The organism is Acinetobacter sp. YH12142 (assembly GCF_013418435.1).
Classification (GTDB): domain Bacteria; phylum Pseudomonadota; class Gammaproteobacteria; order Pseudomonadales; family Moraxellaceae; genus Acinetobacter; species Acinetobacter amyesii.
On the sequence record NZ_VPCB01000001.1, the window covers coordinates 310,736 to 327,868 of the forward strand.

Here is a 17,133-nt window from a genome sequence, read left to right on the forward strand (position 1 = left end):
CATGACTCAGCGTATTGCAATCATTGGGGCAGGTCCTGCGGGATTGATGGCGGCGGAAGTGCTTAGCCAATTTGACTATGACATTCATGTTTATGAGCAAAAACCATCGGCAGCCCGTAAATTTTTAATGGCTGGCAAGACGGGGCTGAATATTTCGCATGCAGAACCCGTTGAACAATTTGTGCAGCGCTATGATCAAGTGGAATGGCTGAGCCCATGGGTTAAGCAGTGGGATGCAGCATGGATTCAACAGTGGATGATGGGGCTGGGCATTGAAACCTATATTGGTTCATCAGGTCGGGTCTTTCCTATTGAAATGAAAGCTGCGCCTTTGCTGCGAGCCTGGTTAAAACGTCTTAGTCTAGACGGGGTGCAGTTTCATTATCGACATCAAGTTTTGGACTTACAGTCCAATCAGCTAACGATTCAAAACCTTGTTGATGAATCAAGTCAAGTGCTTGGCTTTGATGCGATTATTATGGCATGTGGCGCAGTGTCTTGGTCACGTTTAGGCAGTGATGGCGCATGGCAAAAATGGCTGCAGCCTGAGAGCATTGAAACTTTTCAAGCCAGTAATGCTGGCGTGGAACGCGCTTGGTCGAAGTTTATGCAGCCTGTGTTTGGACAGCCCTTAAAGCGAGTCAATGCATGGGTCGATCAAGCCGAGCCGACCCAAGGCGATATCATCATTTCACACTATGGGCTGGAAAGTGGATTGATCTACAAACAAGTTCGAGCACTGCGTCAACAGGTGAAATCTGCTCAGCCCATGCAGCTGACTTTGGACTTATTGCCAGATCAAAGTGTTGAGCAATTGGCAAAGAAACTACAGCCTTCGAAAAAGCAGTCTTTAACCAATGTTTGGCGTAAAGCCGGTTTAGATGCGGCGAAAGCTGCGCTGGTCCGTGAACTGGTGGATAAATCTTTTTGGCATGAGCCGGCCTTACTAGCAGCGAAAATTAAACATTTAGATATTCAACTTGACGGATTTCGCCCGATAGATGAGGCGATTAGCTGCGCAGGTGGTGTGAAGCGTTCAGTCCTAAATGATGGCTTACAATTGAAGAGCAATCCTGCAGTATTTGCTTGCGGTGAAATGTTGGATTGGGATGCGCCTACTGGAGGCTATTTACTAACAGCCTGCCTTGCAACCGGTCGAGCAGCGGGTGAAGGGGTTCAAAACTATCTGGTTTCTTTGCAGAACTAAGCGCTTCAAATTGTCACAATCTTGCTGAGGAGTTGTGATATTTTGAGATGAAATTCTTCTAAGAAAGACCACTATGCGCGTACAAGAACAATATACCGGAAGCTGCTTGTGTGGAGCGGTTTGTTATGAGATCAATGGTCCGGTCGGTGAGATCATGCAATGCCATTGTTCTCGGTGCCGCAAAGCCAATGGTACAGCATTTGCGACCAATGCCCCGATTGCTAAAGCAGATTTTAAAATTGTAGCCGGTGAGCAGTTTCTGAAACAGTATGCGTCTACCGCTACCACACAGCGCTGTTTTTGTAGTGAGTGTGGTTCGCCGATCATCAGTATAAAGGCTGAAACGCCTGATTATTACCGCTTACGTATAGGCACCTTAGATACACCTCTGACGCAGAAACCAACCTGTCATATCTTTGTCGCATCCAAAGCAGAATGGGATGATATCGCAGGTGATTTACCACAATATGCTGAACGACCATAGCGAAAATCAAGATTGAGCAATCACATCAAGGGCAGGTTTGCACCCTTGATGTTAAGTAATAAGCTCGTATCGCTCTCTCATTCATCCAAGTTGAATTTGGGTGAATAGATTGCAACAGGGTTGGAAGATTAAGGCTGTCGAGTTTTTTGTAGTTCAGGATATTGTTCCTGCCAATGTCCCAATTGTTCTTGAGCATGAATAAACTGACCGAGACCTTTGACACTATCACTAGGATTTTTTAACTCGCCATCGGCTGCTTGATTTTTCTCACGATAAATTTGTGATTGATTGTCCCAGTACTGATACATCAAGCCTTGAATATAACGGCCTTGCTCAGTTTTCATTTCGAGTTCTTTGAGCATATTCAGCGCCGACTGGATGTTGTCACGCTTACGCTGTGTAGCAAATTCATCGGTGAGTTTTCCTTCCTCACGCAGTTTCATCAGCTCATCTTCCATCTCATCGCTAATTTGACTAAAGCTCTCGTCATATTGTGTCAGTAGCGTTAAGTCGTGTAGATCATCTGGGGTCTTGGCAAAGTTTTTAATAGGATCACTATTCAGCTCTTTCATGATTTGATCATCGGAACTGATTTCACTATTTTGTTCCACCGTTTTTGATGATTTTTCACATGCAGTGAGTCCTAGCACCGTACCCATGAGGAAGATGACACTGAGTTTCTTTAAAGAGATTGGCAAGAGCATAATCGTGTCCTAATATGTTTTTCTAAAGATATAGACATGCGTGATATAGGGGAAATCAATGAAATCCTGTGCAGTCTTTTGGGTTGATTCAGCCACGATATTTTCAAATTGTTGTTTCAGTTTTTGTTGTTCATCCGGGCTTAATGCTGCAATAAAACTGGTGGACAATAATCGTTTGGAAACCACGTGTTCCACTGTACCATGATGCAATTGTTGAAAGGTGGTTTCGGCAATTAATTTAAATGTTTGCTGCTGTGCAAACACTTTTTGCCATTGCCCACTATGATAACGTGGTGTGTCACCTTCGAGCTCACTCAAGACATCAGCGAGTTGTTTGACCCAATTGACTTGAATATCACGTTGGTTCCAAATCAATACAAGATCCCCATTGGGAACTAAGATACGACTGATTTCATTGAGGGTTTCAGGGGTGGCAAACCAATGAAAAGATTGGGCACAAAATACCGCTGCCACAGAATGATCATGCAGTGGAATCTGATCACTTTGGGCGGCTAAAGTTGCAATATGCGGATGTTTTTTCTGCAATTGTTGCAGCATTTCATGCACAGGTTCGATCGCGGTGATATTTTCACTGAGTGGGCGAATATACTCGAGAAATTTGCCTGTACCTGAGCCTAAGTCCACCAGATGGGCTTGAGGGGCTAAAGCTAAATGTTGTTGTAGCCACGCACTGATTTCAATCGGGTAGTCAGGACGGGCTTGTTGATAGAGTTCAGCTGCAGAGCTAAAGCCTTGTTGTGCGGCAGGATGTATTGAATGTGTCATATTCTGCACTTTTTAATCTGTATGGCCTCTATAAAATAGCATATTCGGAACAAGATAAACTTTGAATGCAACAAGGAAGGAAAAGCGTGACGCAACAAGGACTGGAGCAAAGCACAATGGAAAAGCACATCATTTTTGAAGATGATCAAATTCGTGTCATTTTTCAGCCTGGCAATTCTCGTGAGCTTATTTTCTCCTTCGGTGATTTGATTACCCGTGCCAAGGGTTTGAGCATCAATGCCGAGAAGTCTTTGCAAAAATATGATTTTAATGTGATCGGTGTGATGCCGAAACAAAAATCGTGGTTTCCAGCATCGTCAATGCAACCGATGTATCAAGCCATCAAGCCGATCCTCGAACAATTTGAGATGCGTATTGCCTATGGTGGTTCCATGGGCGGCTATGCTGCCATTAAGTATGCCAATTTATTTGGATTCCATCGTGTGGTCAGTATGGTGCCGCAGTACTCCATAGACCCTGAAGACATTGTCGATACACGCTATGGCATGTTCTTTCAACCTAATCTGCATGCCAATATGCGGGTGCTTGCTGAAGACGTATCGACTACACGTGAATATATCGTGGTGTATGATCCTTATTGTCCAGAAGATCGCGCTCACTTTGAAAAACTACAGGCTTTAATTCCGCATGTGCATGTGTTACATCTGCCGTTTACAGGGCATGATGCCATTGCAGTGTTGGCGAGTTCTGAACTGTTAAATGATTTCTTGAGACATCCTTTTGATGCGCCGTATTTTTATCAAAAAATGCGTCGGGTTAAGAAAAACAGCAAATTTTATTATCGAAAAGTTATCGAAAATTTACTGACTCGCCATCGAGATGCCTTGGGTGAAATTTTAAAAAGCAATTCGTTTCAGCTTGATCCACAATTTTTTGATGCCAAACAAAAACAGACCTTATTACGGGTATTGTTTAATAACAAACAAGTCAGTGAGCAAGATCTGCAAAAGTTGGGAATCACGACCTTTTTACCTCAGGAAAATCGTAGCCTGTTACTCGACCAGTTTGATCATGGTTTAGTGTTTAACGTGATTAGCCAAAAAATTGAAAGCTATGCAGCCGGTGTGATTGCGCTGAATCACAAGTTTTTGATTCCTTTGCAGCCGAAGGGCACAGGCCTGGTATACGTACAAGTCCAAGATGAGCGTTACATGGTGGTGATGAATGACCGTCAGGTAATGAAATTGGTCTTAGCTCAAGATGAGCTTGCGACTGGTATGCATCCGATTTTAATGCAGAAATATGTGGGCTATTACACGCTGAACTATAAAGAACTGCGTTTGAGTAGTGATGAATTTGGTCAAGTCTTCTTTGTGGAAAATGCCGATGCATCTTGTCAGTTCGTGGTGCAACCCGAACAAATTTAAGCTCGACATTGGGTTGAAAATCCAAAGCTTGCTAATTTGTAGGAAGAGATTATGATGAGAGAAAGGCAGTATAAAAAACAATCATACTGCCCAAAACATCATAAGGAATATGAGGGGTATCAGTATGCATTCAACACAGATGCTTGCTGTATTATTCATCTTAGTGCTGACCATGGGTTCAGCCTATGTACAGGGGGTTAGTTCAAGCATACTGATTTTTAGCAGCAGTATGTTGTTACTTACGATACTGACCATTTATGTCATACTCAAAATTCGAAATTCACTGCAACATCATCTCGATAAACCCGCGAAATAGCGGGTTTTTTATATGCTGTTCGATTGTACTTTGGTGCATCACAGGTTTTAATCACTCACAATCAAATCTTTATAATCGGCCAGAAGGGAAGCAGCCATGAAAGCGGTATTTCTAGATTATCAGTCTCTAGATAAACAGGACTTAGATTTTAGCGGACTAGAAGCACAGTTTGATGAATTGATACTCTATCCCGCAACAACGGCTGCAGAGGTTGCTCAGCGCATACAAGGGGCTGATGTGATTATCAGCAATAAAGTACACATCAATGCTGAGCACATGCAGCTCAATCCGCAATTAAAACTGATCTTGATTTCTGCTACTGGCACCAATAATGTTGACCTTGTACACGCACAGCAACAAGACATCGTGGTGTGTAATTGCCAAGCTTATGGCACCGCTGCGGTCGCACAGCATACCTTGATGTTAATGTTGAACTTGGCGACATCATTTCGACAGTATGATCGGGCGGTCCAACAGGGAGATTGGCAAAAAGCGGATCAGTTCTGCTTACTGGATTTTCCAATTATTGAGTTGGCTGGTAAGACTTTGGGGATTGTCGGCTATGGCGAATTGGGGCAAGCCGTGGCACATTTGGCTAAAGCTTTTGGCATGAAAATTATGATTGGTGCGCTACCGAATCGCCCCATGGCGGCTGAGCGAGTGGTATTTTCTGAGATGCTAGCGCAGGTCGATTTTCTGAGTTTGCATTGTCCTTTAACCGAGGAAACTCGTGATTTACTCAATCATGAAAGCTTGGCTCAAATGAAAGCATCGGCCTTTGTGATCAATTGTGCACGAGGTGGTGTTGTCAATGAATCGGCATTAGCTGAGGCATTAAAATTAGGGAGGATCGCAGGCGCAGCAACCGATGTCTTGACGGTTGAGCCACCAAAGCAGGGCAATGTGTTGCTCGACCCAAGTATTCCAAATTTAATCATTACCCCACATAGTGCATGGGGAAGCGTCGATGCGCGACAACGCATTGTGCAGCAATTGGTGGAAAATGTAGAGGCCTTTAAAGCGGGGATGGTTATTCGACAGGTCAATTAAAATCGAGTTTAAGGAATATTATTTTTGAACAAAGCTCCGTATAAATAGGAATGTCTATGCAGGTCGATCTTGCCAATAAAAAAAGTTTAAGAATATTTTGCATGCTGATTCTTTTTACCGCATGCATCACTTGGGCATGGTGCAGTTATGTACTAAATATCAGTGAAAATTATTTATTCCAGAATCCTGATTTTGAAGTTCATAAATTCATGCCGACCTTACAAGTTGTGCTGGTTTCGGTATTTTTTATTGCGCATTTCGTCTTAGCGCTTATTGATTTTTTGAATCTCTATTGGTATTGGGGGCTATGGCTTGTTGTAGTGCCTATTATTGTGGGACAGGTCTATTTTTCTGTCTTTGGAGAGGTTGCGCATATTGATCGTTTATCAGTCTGGGTTGACTATCCATTTTGCCTGTTGATGCTTATTCAAATTTGTACAGCATCGTTTGTACGTAGGGGATATCTCAAGCCTACTGCTTAATGCATTAATGCTTAATTTAATAGTTAAATTTCAGCATTTTTTCAAAAATTTAGCATTGAAGTGATGTTTGATCCGCTCAAATTCAAGTTCAGTCTTGATACTGTTTGGCATCATGATTCGTAAATAACTTTTTTCGAGTTTAAAAGGATCTTTGGTATTGGGTACAGGATTAAAGCCTCCATTTGGGTAGATCAAATTTGTCTCATAGGCACGTAAAATCTGATCATTGTGAAAATAGAAACTTGTTAGGGATTGATTGGATTCACCAAAAACATAGAGGTTTATTTTGCATTGACCATCGAGTTGATACAGTGTCGCTTCATTGCCTTCAGTCGATTTGTATTCTTCGTCATCTAGCATCTCTAAGGTTTGTAATAATTTACCTTCGGCATCATGGTTATATTGGTGAGAATTGTACAATTGGGGAAAAATGGCCTGCAACTGTGGATAACTTTTTAACAATTGTGGAAAACGTTGTAAGCCAATCAAAGAGCCAACGCAGAGCAGAATACCAAGCAAGATACCAAATAAAATTCGCATTTTTTTCTCATTAATTCATTGTTTTTATAGGCATAGGTCAAAGACCAACAGCATTCAATTTTGGTTTTAAAAAAGCCCAACCAAAGTTGAGCTTTTAAATGTGGTGTTAAATTATAAATCAGTCACTGGATACGTCGTAGACGTCGAACTCGATGGATAACTACTTTGTGGATATTGATTGTTATTTTGTCCCGCATTGTTGCTTGGAGCCGTATTAATCGTGTTGCCTGAAGACGGTTCACTCAACGACTGTTGGCTGATGGGCGCAGGTTGGCTGGTTTTGCCTGTGATATTTTCACGGGTTTGCTTCAATTTTTCATTGACGTTTTGGGTGGCTTGCTGTGCGCCCTGATCAACCTGTTGTACTGTATTTTGTGTAGCTGTTTTCGTATTGTCCCAAGCTTGGTCAACCGAAGGCTTAATTTTAGAAATTCCACGTTCAGTCATTTCACCAATATTTTTAGCAGCACCGACCACGCCTTCTTGGGCTTTATAGGCCCACACATGCAATAAATTTGGATTGTCGCCATAAGGGCTCACAGGCTTTTTCGCTTGTTGCTCAGTACTTTGCGCTGCTGTTTTTTCTTGTGCCCAAAGCATGGGTGTCATGAATATTAAGCTTATGCATAACGTTGCTTTTAATGAAATCTTCACAGCTTCACCTCTGAATTTTATAGATTTTCTATCTGATGAATGGTTTTAATGCATTATAGGAAAAATTGCAGCGAAAAAAACTTGCCGTAGCAAAATCAATACAGCAAATGACAGCTTTGTACACGGTTGTATTTTGATGAAGGCAAAAAAAGGCCCACCGAAGGGTGAGCCTACTCTCTGGAGGAGAGGGTATGAAAGCCAGTTTACTTATTTGTGAGCGCCTAAGCTGGCCTCGTGTGAGCTATGTACTTCAGCTTGTGCCACAGGCGTTTGCAACTGCACATTGCTACTGCCACTCACATTGGCTTCTTGACCTTTTTGGAAATTCGCTTTGGTTTGTTGCCATTTTTCACTGGAAAATTGGCGACCTTCCTGAGCTTTTTCACCTAAATAGCTCTTGGTTTGATCAACTTTGTTGTCGACATTGCTTTTACGTTCATCAAGTTTTGCTTTGTCTTTTGCAGCTTTTTTATCGAGCTGTGCTTTGCGCTCATCAAGCTTAGCTTTATTTTGCTCAGCCTTGGCATCGATCTTGGCTTTCGCTGCATCTGACTTTTCATCTTTAGACTGTTTTAGGTCAGCCCATTTATTTTTTGCATCTTGCTTTTTGTCAGCACTGAATTCTTTGGTGTCTTGCCATTTTTCTTGGGTGAATGTTTTGGTCTTATCGACGCCTTTTTCAATTTTGTCACCGGCTGTATGCGCAGACTGATTAATGTCTTGTTTTAGATTTTGCAGTACAGACGGTTGTTGTGTTTCAACTTTCGCATTGGCTTCTACTGCGGTGTTCGCAAATAGTGGGGTGGTTGCGAATAATGCTGCGGTGATCAGTGTTGTTTTAAATAAAGGTTTCATCTTTGCATTTGTCCTCTTTTATTGAACGCTGCTGTTGCACTCAGCATTTGCGCTTTTGGAGCAGAGGACATCTTAAGAGTAAAAAAAAGCAAAAAGTGGTTTTGTGCGATAAGTCACACAATGCGATAACAGCTCAGATACGCGGAAGTTTGAAATGTGGAAACTTAGTTAAGTTAACGTAGTATTGTAATTTTATGAAAATACAGTGGCTTATATGTGATTTGCGCGTTGCTGTGGTGTGGTTCTAGTTACGATTTTCATCATAAAAAATAATGGGTTTGAACGGATTATAGTTCAAGATTCAAGGAAAAATGAAACCATACCCCCATTTGGAGATATGGTTTTTATCATTTATTCACATTGTGTAAGTGCATCTTTTGCAAAATGACCGCGTAATGCAAGGAAGTTCTTTTGTACATCCGCAGCATTTAAATCAAAATTGTGTGCTGAACTTGTGCCGTCTTTAGCAAAGGTTGCTGTACCACCTGAAATCAGGGTTAAGCCTTTAAATGACCATTGTTCAACCGATTTTGCTTCTTCTAAATTGCCTGTAAATTCAATCACGCATTTATCTACAAATTTAGTCAGTTTTGCTTTGTTATCTGTGGTATCTGGGTAGACATCAATGTTTTGAACCTCTTGTAATACACCTGTTTCAAGTTGTGGAATCGTTGGTGCAGATGTACATGCAGAAAGTGTTAGACCCGCAAGACCAGTCAAAAGGAATGCTTTCAATTTCATAAGTTTCATTCTTGTTGAGTGTTGTTGGATTGAGTATAGGGAATTGGTGAATTATTGGCTATAGGCTTAAGGTTCTAGTCTAAGATATTCATGCTATTCGATTTTACGGATCGGTAGATCTATCTGATTTTGTTTTTTATATTGGATGTATAGTAATGCCAGAATGATGATTGTATAGGTAGAAAAATAAAATCAAAAGTTGCGCTCAGCTCCTGAAAATATTAAAAATTCAGCTATGATTGGCGGGAGCATAGCAATCATGATGTATTCGATGACGGAGAGAGGTTCTTTGTTTTTATATTGAGCTTGTTTTGTGCTTACTGCTCTAAAGGTTTTTGTATTTTCAAATCTTAAGTGAGTAATTTTTATTTAAAGGGTTTTGATTGATTTATTTAAACGTGAGAATAATGTCGTGTTTGTAAGCTGAGCAATTGGGGTTTTAGATGATTTAAATCCTCATTTAATCCATATTTTTTAGCTAAAGGATCAACTAATGTTCTGACATCATGAACTCTATAAGTATGCTGAACATTCATTGATTGCGAAAAGGATTTGAGTTGTTGTCTTCTAGATACGCTGGAACAAGAATAGCGTCTAAATTTTTCTAGTAAGAAAACAAGACGGCGTTTCTCTAGTCTATTTAGATGTAATGTAACGGACGGTAGAAATTCTGAATACAGTAATGCTTCAGCCACAGGTCGAACCTCCTCAAATGTGGCAGAGGTTAGGGGCTGCTTTAATAGTTTTTTCAAAGCATTTTCAAATTCTACTTGATCCATACAATTAATCTCTGAGTTCTGACAAGATCGAAATCATGTATCTGATGTTGGATTCTAACTGTTGCGGAGTTGCATAGTAATCCATAGCATTATTCGCTGATTTTTCAAATTCTTCAAGAGTGAATTTATTTCTAAGAAATAGCTCTTTAATATCTTCTATATCGCGATCAGATAGACGAGCTAACTTGGAAACGGCTAGGTCTAGACCAGAAACTAAGTAAACCTCAACCACATGTTCTGTTACGAGAGGAATTATACGTTCATCGTAGTCAGGATCAATAGAAGCTAAGCTAGTATTGAATCCGCGGTCAAATTCTAAATTGGTTTCAAGATTATGGTTATCTAAATATTCGATATCATTTCCTTCTAGGAATAAATAAATTTCATCTTTCTTTAACTCTTTGATAGCTTCTATGTGTGCATCAATATCATTACTACCTCGAGCATTAGTGTGAATATGAAAAGCACATCCACCAAAAATAAATGCTTTGACTGCACCATGAGGTAAATCAGAATGGTTTTCTAGGATCCAATTTTCGAGCTCTGAGAAGAGCTCGAAAATTGCTAGAGCAATTGGAGAATCGCTATAGATTGTCATATTAGTGCTGTAACACTGAAATATCCGCAACTGCTGTAAATAAGCCACGCAACTGTGCAAGCATACATAAACGGTTTGCTTTCAGGTCTGCATCATCTGCCATCACCATCACACCGTCAAAGAACGCATTGACTGGCGCACGAAGTGCAGCAAGTGCAGAAAGGGCAGCAGTGTAGTCCTTCGCAGCAAATAATGGCTCAACTACAGGTGTGATTTTTGCAAGTTCAGCGAACAATGCTTTTTCAGCATCTTCAACTAAGTTTGCTTCAACGACATTTCCTTCAGGAGCAGCTTCTTTTGCAAGAATGTTTGCAACACGTTTGTTTGCAGCAGCAAGCGCAGCAGCTTCAGGTAAGTCACGGAAATGATTTACCGCATTTACACGTTTATCAAAATCAAGTGGCGATTTTGGAGAAAGTGCTTGAACAGCTTGAATCACATCTACAGCCACGCCTTGGTCTTCGTATTTCGCACGGTAACGACCTTCAAGGAATGCAACTGCATCCGCCAAAGTTTTATCGTGATCTTTAATCACATCGCCATAAGCAGCAAGTGCAAGTTTGATTAGATCTTCAATCGAAACATCTAAATCATTTTCAGTCACAAGACGCAAGATACCAATGGCTGAACGGCGTAGTGCAAACGGGTCTTTAGAACCTGTAGGCGCCTGACCAATACCAAAAATACCTGTCAATGTATCTAAACGGTCAGCAAGCGCAAGCGTTGTACCGGTCTTGGTTTTTGGTAAAACGTCACCTGCAAATTTAGGTAAGTATTGTTCACCTAAAGATTCAGCAACTTCATCATTTTCGCCTTCAATACGTGCGTAGTAAGTACCCGCAATACCTTGAAGCTCAGGGAACTCACCCACAAGTTCAGAAGTTAAGTCGCATTTTGCAAGGAGTGCAGCTTTTTCAGCATCTGCAGGGTTCGCACCTGTGATAGCCGACAAAGCCACAGCCAATTTAGCAATACGTTCAGACTTGTTCCAAAGGGTACCCAATTCAGCTTGGAATACCATATTTGCAAGTTTCTCTTTACGAGATGCAAGTGGTTGCTTTTGGTCTTGTAAGAAGAAGAATTCAGCATCTGACAAACGCGGACGTACAACTTTTTCATTACCTTCAATAATTTGAGACGGATCTTTCGACTCAATGTTTGACACGGTAATGAAGTAAGGTTGAAGTTTATTGTCGCTATTCACTAAGCAGAAGTACTTTTGGTTGTCCTGCATCGTCGTGATGAGTGCTTCTTGAGGAACAGCAAGGAAACGTTCTTCGAAGCTTGCACGAAGAGCAACAGGCCATTCAACCAAAGCAGTTACTTCGTCACGAAGGTCGCTAGGGACAATCGCAATGGCATTCACTTCATCCGCCAAAGCTTTCACTTGTTGGTCGATGATCGCTTGGCGCTCTTCAAAGTTTGCAATCACTTTTGCAGTACGAAGGGCATCAAGATAAGCATCGGCATTTGCAAGTGTAATTGCTTCAGGAGCATGGAAACGGTGACCATAAGTCACGTTACCTGCTTGGTGATCCTGAATCGTTGCTTCAATCACATCACTGTCTTTCAACAACACAACCCATTTAACAGGACGTACAAATTCAGTACGGCTTGCAGCAGAACGCATGCGCTTTGCAATTGGTAAGTTGTCTAAAGCGGCTTGTAAAATTTGTGGAAGTAAAACATCAAGGCTTTGACCTTTTACATCTTTTAAGTAGCACACTTTTTCAACTTTACCTGCTTGGAAAGTTGATACTTGATCAACCGTGATGCCTTGACCGCGCATAAAGCCTTCAAGTGCTTTAGTCGGTTTGCCTTCGGCATCAAACGCTGCTTGTTTCGCAGGGCCATCAAAACGTTTTTGTGTGTCGGCTTGCGCAGCATCGACATTCACAATTTTAAGTGCAAGGCGGCGTGGTGCTGCATAAGCTTCGATTGAATCGAATGCTAGACCTGTGTCTTTTAAACCTTTTACCGTTTCTGCATGTAGCGCATCACGTAATTTTTTTAAGCTTTTTGGTGGAAGTTCTTCGCAGCCTAATTCGAACAATACTGTATGTTTAGACATTATTTGCTCTCCTTAGATTCTACTTTTGCTTCCGCTTCAACTTGAGCTTTGAGTTGAGCAAGGACTTCGTCACGTAAAGCAGGTTCTGCCATCGGGAAGCCAAGCTTCGCACGCGCAGCGACATAGCTTTGTGCAATAGCACGAGCCAATGTACGTACACGTAAAATATAACGTTGACGTTCAGTTACTGAAATTGCGCCACGTGCATCAAGCAAGTTAAAGCTATGCGATGCTTTAATCACTTGCTCGTAAGCAGGAAGTGGAAGTTCCGCTTCCATTAAACGAGTCGCTTCCGCTTCATAGAAGTCGAAGAGTTCAAACATTTTTTCAACGTTGGCATATTCGAAGTTATAGGTTGATTGTTCAACTTCGTTTTGGTGGAACACGTCGCCATAGGTCACTGTACCAAACTGACCTTTGGTCCAAACCAAATCGTAAACAGAGTCTACACCTTGGAGGTACATCGCTAGACGTTCTAGACCGTAAGTGATTTCACCTGTCACAGGGTAGCACTCAACACCACCGACTTGTTGGAAGTAAGTGAACTGAGTCACTTCCATGCCGTTTAACCAAACTTCCCAACCTAAGCCCCATGCGCCAAGTGTTGGAGATTCCCAGTTGTCTTCCACGAAACGAATGTCGTGAACAAGGGTATCAATACCAATGGCTTTTAATGAATCTAAGTACAACTGTTGGATGTTGTCTGGGTTTGGTTTCAGCACCACTTGGAATTGGTAGTAGTGTTGTAGGCGGTTTGGGTTCTCACCATAACGGCCATCTTTCGGACGGCGAGATGGCTGAACATAAGCAGCATTCCAAGTTTCAGGGCCTAAGGCACGTAGGAAAGTTGCAGTGTGGAATGTACCCGCACCCATTTCCATATCGTATGGTTGAAGAATTACACAGCCTTGTTCAGCCCAGTAGTTTTGTAAGGCAAGAATTAAGCCTTGGAAGGTATCAATATGCGATATGGCGCGACTCATGGTCATCCACTTAAAATTAGATAAAAATTGTGCTCAATTATAAGGATTTTGGGGGTGTGTGGCAAAGGTTTCGCGTGAACAAGTGGGCTTTTAATGCCAGATAGAATAAAGGCACTGCGGGTTTTAAATGAAGCTGAGTATTTATTGGTAAGAATGGTAGCAATAAGAAAGCTTCATCAGTGATACTGTTGTTAACGATGATCATGCTATAAAAATACAATAAAATTTAGGAATAATAAAATTATTCAAAGACTTATGGGTTTTAAATGGTTGCATTGAAAAAAGGAAGACAGCATTCGGGTTCAGATAAAATGTTGTTATTACAAAACCATTTAGGACTTAAATGTGATGCCTATTTTCTTCGTTTTCCTGTGGGTTCAATGATTCCACCACGTCAAGACTCTGTACAATATGGGCAGCATTTTAGGTTGAATATCGTGATTAAAAAATCGAAAGCAGGTGGTGAATTTATATGTGAGCGAAGCATCATTGATTTACCAAGAGTTAAATTATTTAGACCGGATTTGTATCGGCATGAGGTTACAGAAGTGCAGGGCAGCTCACGCTATGTATTAAGTATTGGATGCGTAATCGATTAAATTTGATAGATAAAATTAATATCTTTAAGAAAATTCAGCCTGTCATTTTCAAAAAAATCCCAAATAACCAACAGGGTAATCGGTCTTTTATAACGTCTTTTGCAACTTAGGTGGCTTGGTACAGCATACGAAAATCGAATAAAAAATATCGCCGCTCAATGAACGTTTGCTATATGACTTTGGCGCGTCTATCGTTTAGAGATATTCTCAAAAAAAGAATCAAAATTCACCACTAAAAATTTAGTCGTAAAATAAAAAATGAGCCATTTAGACTCATTTTTTATCAAGGCTTTATGACTCAGATAAGCTTTTGGTTTTATTAATTACAATTTCAACCCGTCGATTTTTCTGACGACCTTCAGGATTGTCCTCACCATTAGATAGGGTATTCGGTTTAAGCGGCTGACTTTCTCCCATTCCGCTGATTTGATAATTTAAATCAATACCTTGCGCTTTAAAATAATCACGCACCGCTTCAGCCCGCTGTAACGACAGTTTTTGGTTGGCGGCATCTGAACCAATATTATCGGTATGGCCAACAATGGCAATAATGCCTTTACCTTTGCTTTTTAAGGTCTGGGCTGCTTGCTGCAACTCAGGTTCAGCTTCGGGTTTTAAATTGGCTTTGCCAAAATCAAACAGCACATCCGAACTTAAATTCACCTGAATATTAAATTCATTATGATTGGCACTTAAATCTGAACCGACAGCCGATAAATTACTGGCTTCTGCCTGAGGTTGACTTGGTTCATATGACTTCGGCTGCTGTTCTGGCACAGTCTGAGAGTTGTCTATTTCCGTGACGTTCTGTTCAGTCTGAGTAGGCGGTGGATCAGTTTTGGAATCTGCACATCCTGCAATCAATAAGCTCAAACTTGCGCTATACAGTAATGTTCTCATTAGCGTTCAACCGGTATGCCGTCAAAAGAACCTGCATTACCTAAATTGATGCTAATGGTCTTGGTGCTTTCAGGCGGCGCAGGGAATTTAAAGGTGAGTAAAATAGGTTCATAACTGGCTTTTTGGATAGCTTTATTTGTTGCATTTAAAGGTGCTGCCATCCAAATGCCAGCATCATCTTGCAGCAGTCCTACTTTTTTGGCTGTGTCATCATCAATATAATTGGTTTGTTCCAAATTGATGGATGTGCTCATAAATTCAGTGTTTCCATTTGGGGCAGGGTTAGGTTGAGCTATCACTTTTACAGTTAAAATTTTTCCAATCACCTTGACGCTTTGTAAACCTAAAGTGCCTTTACTCATGGGGATTTCAGCTAAAGTAGGTTGAGGCGCTGGTGCTTCAACTTGTGGTGCTGGTTCTCGAATAAGATTATCCCCATTTTTTGCAGTTTCAGTTGGGGCCATTTCTTGAGGTGTATTATCATTGGCTGGCGGATTGGCTTGTTGAGGTTCTTTGGAGCAGGCCGATAAACCCAAGCCAAGCACACAGAGGGCACACATTGCGAAGATATTTTTATTCATTCAGAACATCCTTTTTTCAAATATTTTTATAGGTCTTTTGACTATAGGGAATTTTAAACAGCTAGCCTGTCTAGGTTTTGTTGTAAAACGTTAATGAAATAAGAGAGATGAGCAGGTGACTGACTCGTGAGCATTATTCAGTTCTTTCGGCTTTAATTTGGATTAGATATTGTTCAGTAGAAAATTTTATAAGATAAAGGTATAAAATAAATACATCTTATAAGAGACTTCGTTTTATAATCGCCCATCTGTTCGAATAATCAATCAGGCATCTCGTGTTTCACGCAAAATCAGCTTGGCTTAATACACTTAAACCCAACTTTAAAGTTTTACCATTAAAAGATCGCATCCTATGTGGGGTAGGTGCTTTGCTTGGCTTGAGTATTTCTTCGCTGATTAGTTGGTTAGCGCTAGGTGACTTAAATGCATGGTATATCGCCCCGATGGGCGCATCGTCTGTGCTGCTCTTTGCTGTACCTGCTAGTCCTTTGGCACAGCCGTGGAATATGGTGGTCGGTAATAGTCTTGCGGCTTTGATTGGCGTGACGTGTGCGATGTTTATTCCTAATTTAACCGAAGCATTTAGTATCGCGGTTGCATTAGCGATTATCTTAATGATGACCACAGACTCATTGCATCCACCAAGTGGAGCCGTGGCGATTACAGCGGTATTGGGCGGAGAGGCAGTCCATGATTTAGGCTATGCCTTTCTTTTTTATCCAGTCCTTTTAAATTCGGTCCTCTTGATGGTGGTTGCTATCATTTATAACCGATTACTAGGCAAGCAGTATCCACAAAAAGCACAAGTCAATACTCGGACGACAGATCCAACACCGACACAAAAAGTGTCGATTCAGCCAGCGGATATTCAGCAAGTCTTAGAACAGCAAAGTCAGTTGCTTGATATTAGTGAATATGACTTACAAAAAATTATTTTAGAAGCACAGCAATTAGCCAGTCGTCGTGGCCTAAGCCAGTTTCATTGTCGTGACATCATGAGTCAGCAAGTGATTACCCTGCGTGCAGAAGATGATATTCAGTCAGCATTGGAAAAGTTTAAACAAGTCAATTTGATGAGTTTGCCTGTGGTGAGTGATTTAGATCGCTTGGTGGGAAATTTGGCTTTATATGATGTAGTGGAATGGTTTAAACGTGCCGCAGACCCCAAAGCCAGTTGGGAAAATCACGTTTATCAAATTATGAATCCCAAAGTGGTGACCGTGCAGCCGGATCAGCCGATTGAAGACTTGGTGCCCTATTTTGTGGAAAGATCTTTTAATTATATTCCAGTCGTCGAACAAAAACGGTTGGTGGGAATGATTAGCCGTGCCGATATGATTGCTGCCTTATATCAACAGCTAAATCAGCAAACAAAATCTTAAGCCTTAAACTTTGATTTAAATTCATTAGACTTA

Annotated in this window: 20 protein-coding genes; 8 read left to right on the forward strand and 12 right to left on the reverse strand. The window is 41.1% G+C overall.

Annotation, left to right across the window (positions count from 1 at the left end):
- The first annotated feature begins 1 nt into the window (after window position 1).
- Together FTU77_RS01490 and FTU77_RS01495 are read left to right on the forward strand one after the other, a co-directional pair.
- Window positions 2-1,207 carry a TIGR03862 family flavoprotein gene (locus tag FTU77_RS01490; RefSeq protein ID WP_180054298.1) on the forward strand — a complete coding sequence of 402 codons (1,206 nt, stop codon included), beginning with the start codon at window positions 2-4 and terminating at the stop codon, window positions 1,205-1,207.
- A 73-nt stretch (window positions 1,208-1,280) separates the two neighbouring features.
- Window positions 1,281-1,691 carry a GFA family protein gene (locus FTU77_RS01495; RefSeq protein ID WP_180048801.1) on the forward strand — a complete coding sequence of 137 codons (411 nt, stop codon included), beginning with the start codon at window positions 1,281-1,283 and terminating at the stop codon, window positions 1,689-1,691.
- Window positions 1,692-1,819: 128 nt separating this feature from the next.
- On the opposite strand, the gene FTU77_RS01500 is transcribed toward FTU77_RS01495, so the two are convergent.
- Both FTU77_RS01500 and FTU77_RS01505 read right to left on the reverse strand, forming a co-directional pair.
- A complete protein-coding gene (locus tag FTU77_RS01500) occupies window positions 1,820-2,395 on the reverse strand; it encodes a hypothetical protein (RefSeq protein WP_168377944.1) in 576 nt (191 codons plus the stop codon).
- Window positions 2,396-2,404: 9 nt separating this feature from the next.
- Window positions 2,405-3,181 carry a class I SAM-dependent methyltransferase gene (locus tag FTU77_RS01505; RefSeq protein WP_180054300.1) on the reverse strand — a complete coding sequence of 259 codons (777 nt, stop codon included), beginning with the start codon at window positions 3,179-3,181 and terminating at the stop codon, window positions 2,405-2,407.
- A gap of 116 nt (window positions 3,182-3,297) precedes the next feature.
- On the opposite strand from FTU77_RS01505, the gene FTU77_RS01510 reads away from it, so the two are divergent.
- From FTU77_RS01510 to FTU77_RS01525, 4 genes are all read left to right on the forward strand, one after another.
- On the forward strand, window positions 3,298-4,569 hold the full coding sequence (locus FTU77_RS01510; RefSeq protein WP_180054360.1) for an alpha/beta fold hydrolase: 1,272 nt from the start codon (window positions 3,298-3,300) through the stop codon (window positions 4,567-4,569).
- A 124-nt stretch (window positions 4,570-4,693) separates the two neighbouring features.
- On the forward strand, window positions 4,694-4,885 hold the full coding sequence (locus FTU77_RS01515) for a hypothetical protein (protein WP_180007108.1): 192 nt from the start codon (window positions 4,694-4,696) through the stop codon (window positions 4,883-4,885).
- A gap of 96 nt (window positions 4,886-4,981) precedes the next feature.
- Window positions 4,982-5,935 (forward strand): 2-hydroxyacid dehydrogenase, encoded by a 954-nt coding sequence (locus FTU77_RS01520; RefSeq protein WP_180054302.1) that lies wholly within the window; start codon window positions 4,982-4,984, stop codon window positions 5,933-5,935.
- A 56-nt stretch (window positions 5,936-5,991) separates the two neighbouring features.
- A complete protein-coding gene (locus FTU77_RS01525; RefSeq protein ID WP_180054304.1) occupies window positions 5,992-6,417 on the forward strand; it encodes a hypothetical protein in 426 nt (141 codons plus the stop codon).
- Between the two features lie 30 nt (window positions 6,418-6,447).
- Here FTU77_RS01525 and FTU77_RS01530 read toward each other — a convergent pair whose 3' ends face one another.
- The 8 genes from FTU77_RS01530 to glyQ form a co-directional block, all read right to left on the reverse strand.
- Window positions 6,448-6,957, reverse strand: coding sequence for a hypothetical protein (locus FTU77_RS01530; protein WP_180054306.1), 510 nt, complete (start codon window positions 6,955-6,957; stop codon window positions 6,448-6,450).
- Between the two features lie 111 nt (window positions 6,958-7,068).
- Entirely contained in the window at window positions 7,069-7,566 is a 498-nt protein-coding gene (locus tag FTU77_RS01535; RefSeq protein WP_180054308.1) for a hypothetical protein, read from the reverse strand.
- Window positions 7,567-7,818: 252 nt separating this feature from the next.
- Window positions 7,819-8,466, reverse strand: coding sequence for a hypothetical protein (locus FTU77_RS01540; RefSeq protein ID WP_180054310.1), 648 nt, complete (start codon window positions 8,464-8,466; stop codon window positions 7,819-7,821).
- Window positions 8,467-8,817: 351 nt separating this feature from the next.
- Window positions 8,818-9,207 carry a hypothetical protein gene (locus FTU77_RS01545; protein WP_078189759.1) on the reverse strand — a complete coding sequence of 130 codons (390 nt, stop codon included), beginning with the start codon at window positions 9,205-9,207 and terminating at the stop codon, window positions 8,818-8,820.
- Window positions 9,208-9,599: 392 nt separating this feature from the next.
- Window positions 9,600-9,986: a hypothetical protein gene (locus FTU77_RS01550; protein ID WP_180041342.1), complete on the reverse strand. Its 387-nt coding sequence runs from the start codon at window positions 9,984-9,986 to the stop codon at window positions 9,600-9,602.
- A 4-nt stretch (window positions 9,987-9,990) separates the two neighbouring features.
- Window positions 9,991-10,584, reverse strand: coding sequence for a DUF6036 family nucleotidyltransferase (locus tag FTU77_RS01555; protein WP_180041344.1), 594 nt, complete (start codon window positions 10,582-10,584; stop codon window positions 9,991-9,993).
- 1 nt (window position 10,585) lies between these two features.
- Window positions 10,586-12,655, reverse strand: a complete 2,070-nt coding sequence (glyS, locus tag FTU77_RS01560) for a glycine--tRNA ligase subunit beta (protein WP_180054312.1) — start codon at window positions 12,653-12,655, stop codon at window positions 10,586-10,588.
- Complete coding sequence (gene glyQ, locus FTU77_RS01565) at window positions 12,655-13,638, reverse strand: glycine--tRNA ligase subunit alpha (protein WP_067666981.1); 984 nt, start codon at window positions 13,636-13,638, stop codon at window positions 12,655-12,657. Before glyQ ends, glyS begins: the two co-directional genes overlap by 1 nt.
- A 266-nt stretch (window positions 13,639-13,904) precedes the next feature.
- On the opposite strand from glyQ, the gene FTU77_RS01570 reads away from it, so the two are divergent.
- Window positions 13,905-14,237 (forward strand): 2OG-Fe(II) oxygenase, encoded by a 333-nt coding sequence (locus FTU77_RS01570; RefSeq protein ID WP_180054314.1) that lies wholly within the window; start codon window positions 13,905-13,907, stop codon window positions 14,235-14,237.
- A gap of 291 nt (window positions 14,238-14,528) precedes the next feature.
- Here FTU77_RS01570 and FTU77_RS01575 read toward each other — a convergent pair whose 3' ends face one another.
- A complete protein-coding gene (locus tag FTU77_RS01575; protein ID WP_180054316.1) occupies window positions 14,529-15,137 on the reverse strand; it encodes an OmpA family protein in 609 nt (202 codons plus the stop codon).
- On the reverse strand, window positions 15,137-15,718 hold the full coding sequence (locus FTU77_RS01580; RefSeq protein WP_180054318.1) for a hypothetical protein: 582 nt from the start codon (window positions 15,716-15,718) through the stop codon (window positions 15,137-15,139). The genes FTU77_RS01575 and FTU77_RS01580 overlap by 1 nt, the downstream gene beginning before the upstream one ends.
- Before the next feature lie 275 nt (window positions 15,719-15,993).
- On the opposite strand from FTU77_RS01580, the gene FTU77_RS01585 reads away from it, so the two are divergent.
- Entirely contained in the window at window positions 15,994-17,100 is a 1,107-nt protein-coding gene (locus FTU77_RS01585; RefSeq protein WP_180054320.1) for an HPP family protein, read from the forward strand.
- The last annotated feature ends 33 nt before the right edge of the window (window positions 17,101-17,133 follow it).

What these genes read in the sequence shown, in the direction of transcription:
- FTU77_RS01490 (WP_180054298.1), top strand. Translation starts at nt 2, where the DNA reads ATGACTCAGCGTATTGCAATCATTGGGGCAGGTCCTGCGGGATTGATG.
- FTU77_RS01495 (WP_180048801.1), top strand. Translation starts at nt 1,281, where the DNA reads ATGCGCGTACAAGAACAATATACCGGAAGCTGCTTGTGTGGAGCGGTT.
- FTU77_RS01500 (WP_168377944.1), bottom strand. Translation starts at nt 2,395, where the DNA reads ATGCTCTTGCCAATCTCTTTAAAGAAACTCAGTGTCATCTTCCTCATG.
- FTU77_RS01505 (WP_180054300.1), bottom strand. Translation starts at nt 3,181, where the DNA reads ATGACACATTCAATACATCCTGCCGCACAACAAGGCTTTAGCTCTGCA.
- FTU77_RS01510 (WP_180054360.1), top strand. Translation starts at nt 3,298, where the DNA reads ATGGAAAAGCACATCATTTTTGAAGATGATCAAATTCGTGTCATTTTT.
- FTU77_RS01515 (WP_180007108.1), top strand. Translation starts at nt 4,694, where the DNA reads ATGCATTCAACACAGATGCTTGCTGTATTATTCATCTTAGTGCTGACC.
- FTU77_RS01520 (WP_180054302.1), top strand. Translation starts at nt 4,982, where the DNA reads ATGAAAGCGGTATTTCTAGATTATCAGTCTCTAGATAAACAGGACTTA.
- FTU77_RS01525 (WP_180054304.1), top strand. Translation starts at nt 5,992, where the DNA reads ATGCAGGTCGATCTTGCCAATAAAAAAAGTTTAAGAATATTTTGCATG.
- FTU77_RS01530 (WP_180054306.1), bottom strand. Translation starts at nt 6,957, where the DNA reads ATGCGAATTTTATTTGGTATCTTGCTTGGTATTCTGCTCTGCGTTGGC.
- FTU77_RS01535 (WP_180054308.1), bottom strand. Translation starts at nt 7,566, where the DNA reads ATGACACCCATGCTTTGGGCACAAGAAAAAACAGCAGCGCAAAGTACT.
- FTU77_RS01540 (WP_180054310.1), bottom strand. Translation starts at nt 8,466, where the DNA reads ATGAAACCTTTATTTAAAACAACACTGATCACCGCAGCATTATTCGCA.
- FTU77_RS01545 (WP_078189759.1), bottom strand. Translation starts at nt 9,207, where the DNA reads ATGAAATTGAAAGCATTCCTTTTGACTGGTCTTGCGGGTCTAACACTT.
- FTU77_RS01550 (WP_180041342.1), bottom strand. Translation starts at nt 9,986, where the DNA reads ATGGATCAAGTAGAATTTGAAAATGCTTTGAAAAAACTATTAAAGCAG.
- FTU77_RS01555 (WP_180041344.1), bottom strand. Translation starts at nt 10,584, where the DNA reads ATGACAATCTATAGCGATTCTCCAATTGCTCTAGCAATTTTCGAGCTC.
- glyS (WP_180054312.1), bottom strand. Translation starts at nt 12,655, where the DNA reads ATGTCTAAACATACAGTATTGTTCGAATTAGGCTGCGAAGAACTTCCA.
- glyQ (WP_067666981.1), bottom strand. Translation starts at nt 13,638, where the DNA reads ATGAGTCGCGCCATATCGCATATTGATACCTTCCAAGGCTTAATTCTT.
- FTU77_RS01570 (WP_180054314.1), top strand. Translation starts at nt 13,905, where the DNA reads ATGGTTGCATTGAAAAAAGGAAGACAGCATTCGGGTTCAGATAAAATG.
- FTU77_RS01575 (WP_180054316.1), bottom strand. Translation starts at nt 15,137, where the DNA reads ATGAGAACATTACTGTATAGCGCAAGTTTGAGCTTATTGATTGCAGGA.
- FTU77_RS01580 (WP_180054318.1), bottom strand. Translation starts at nt 15,718, where the DNA reads ATGAATAAAAATATCTTCGCAATGTGTGCCCTCTGTGTGCTTGGCTTG.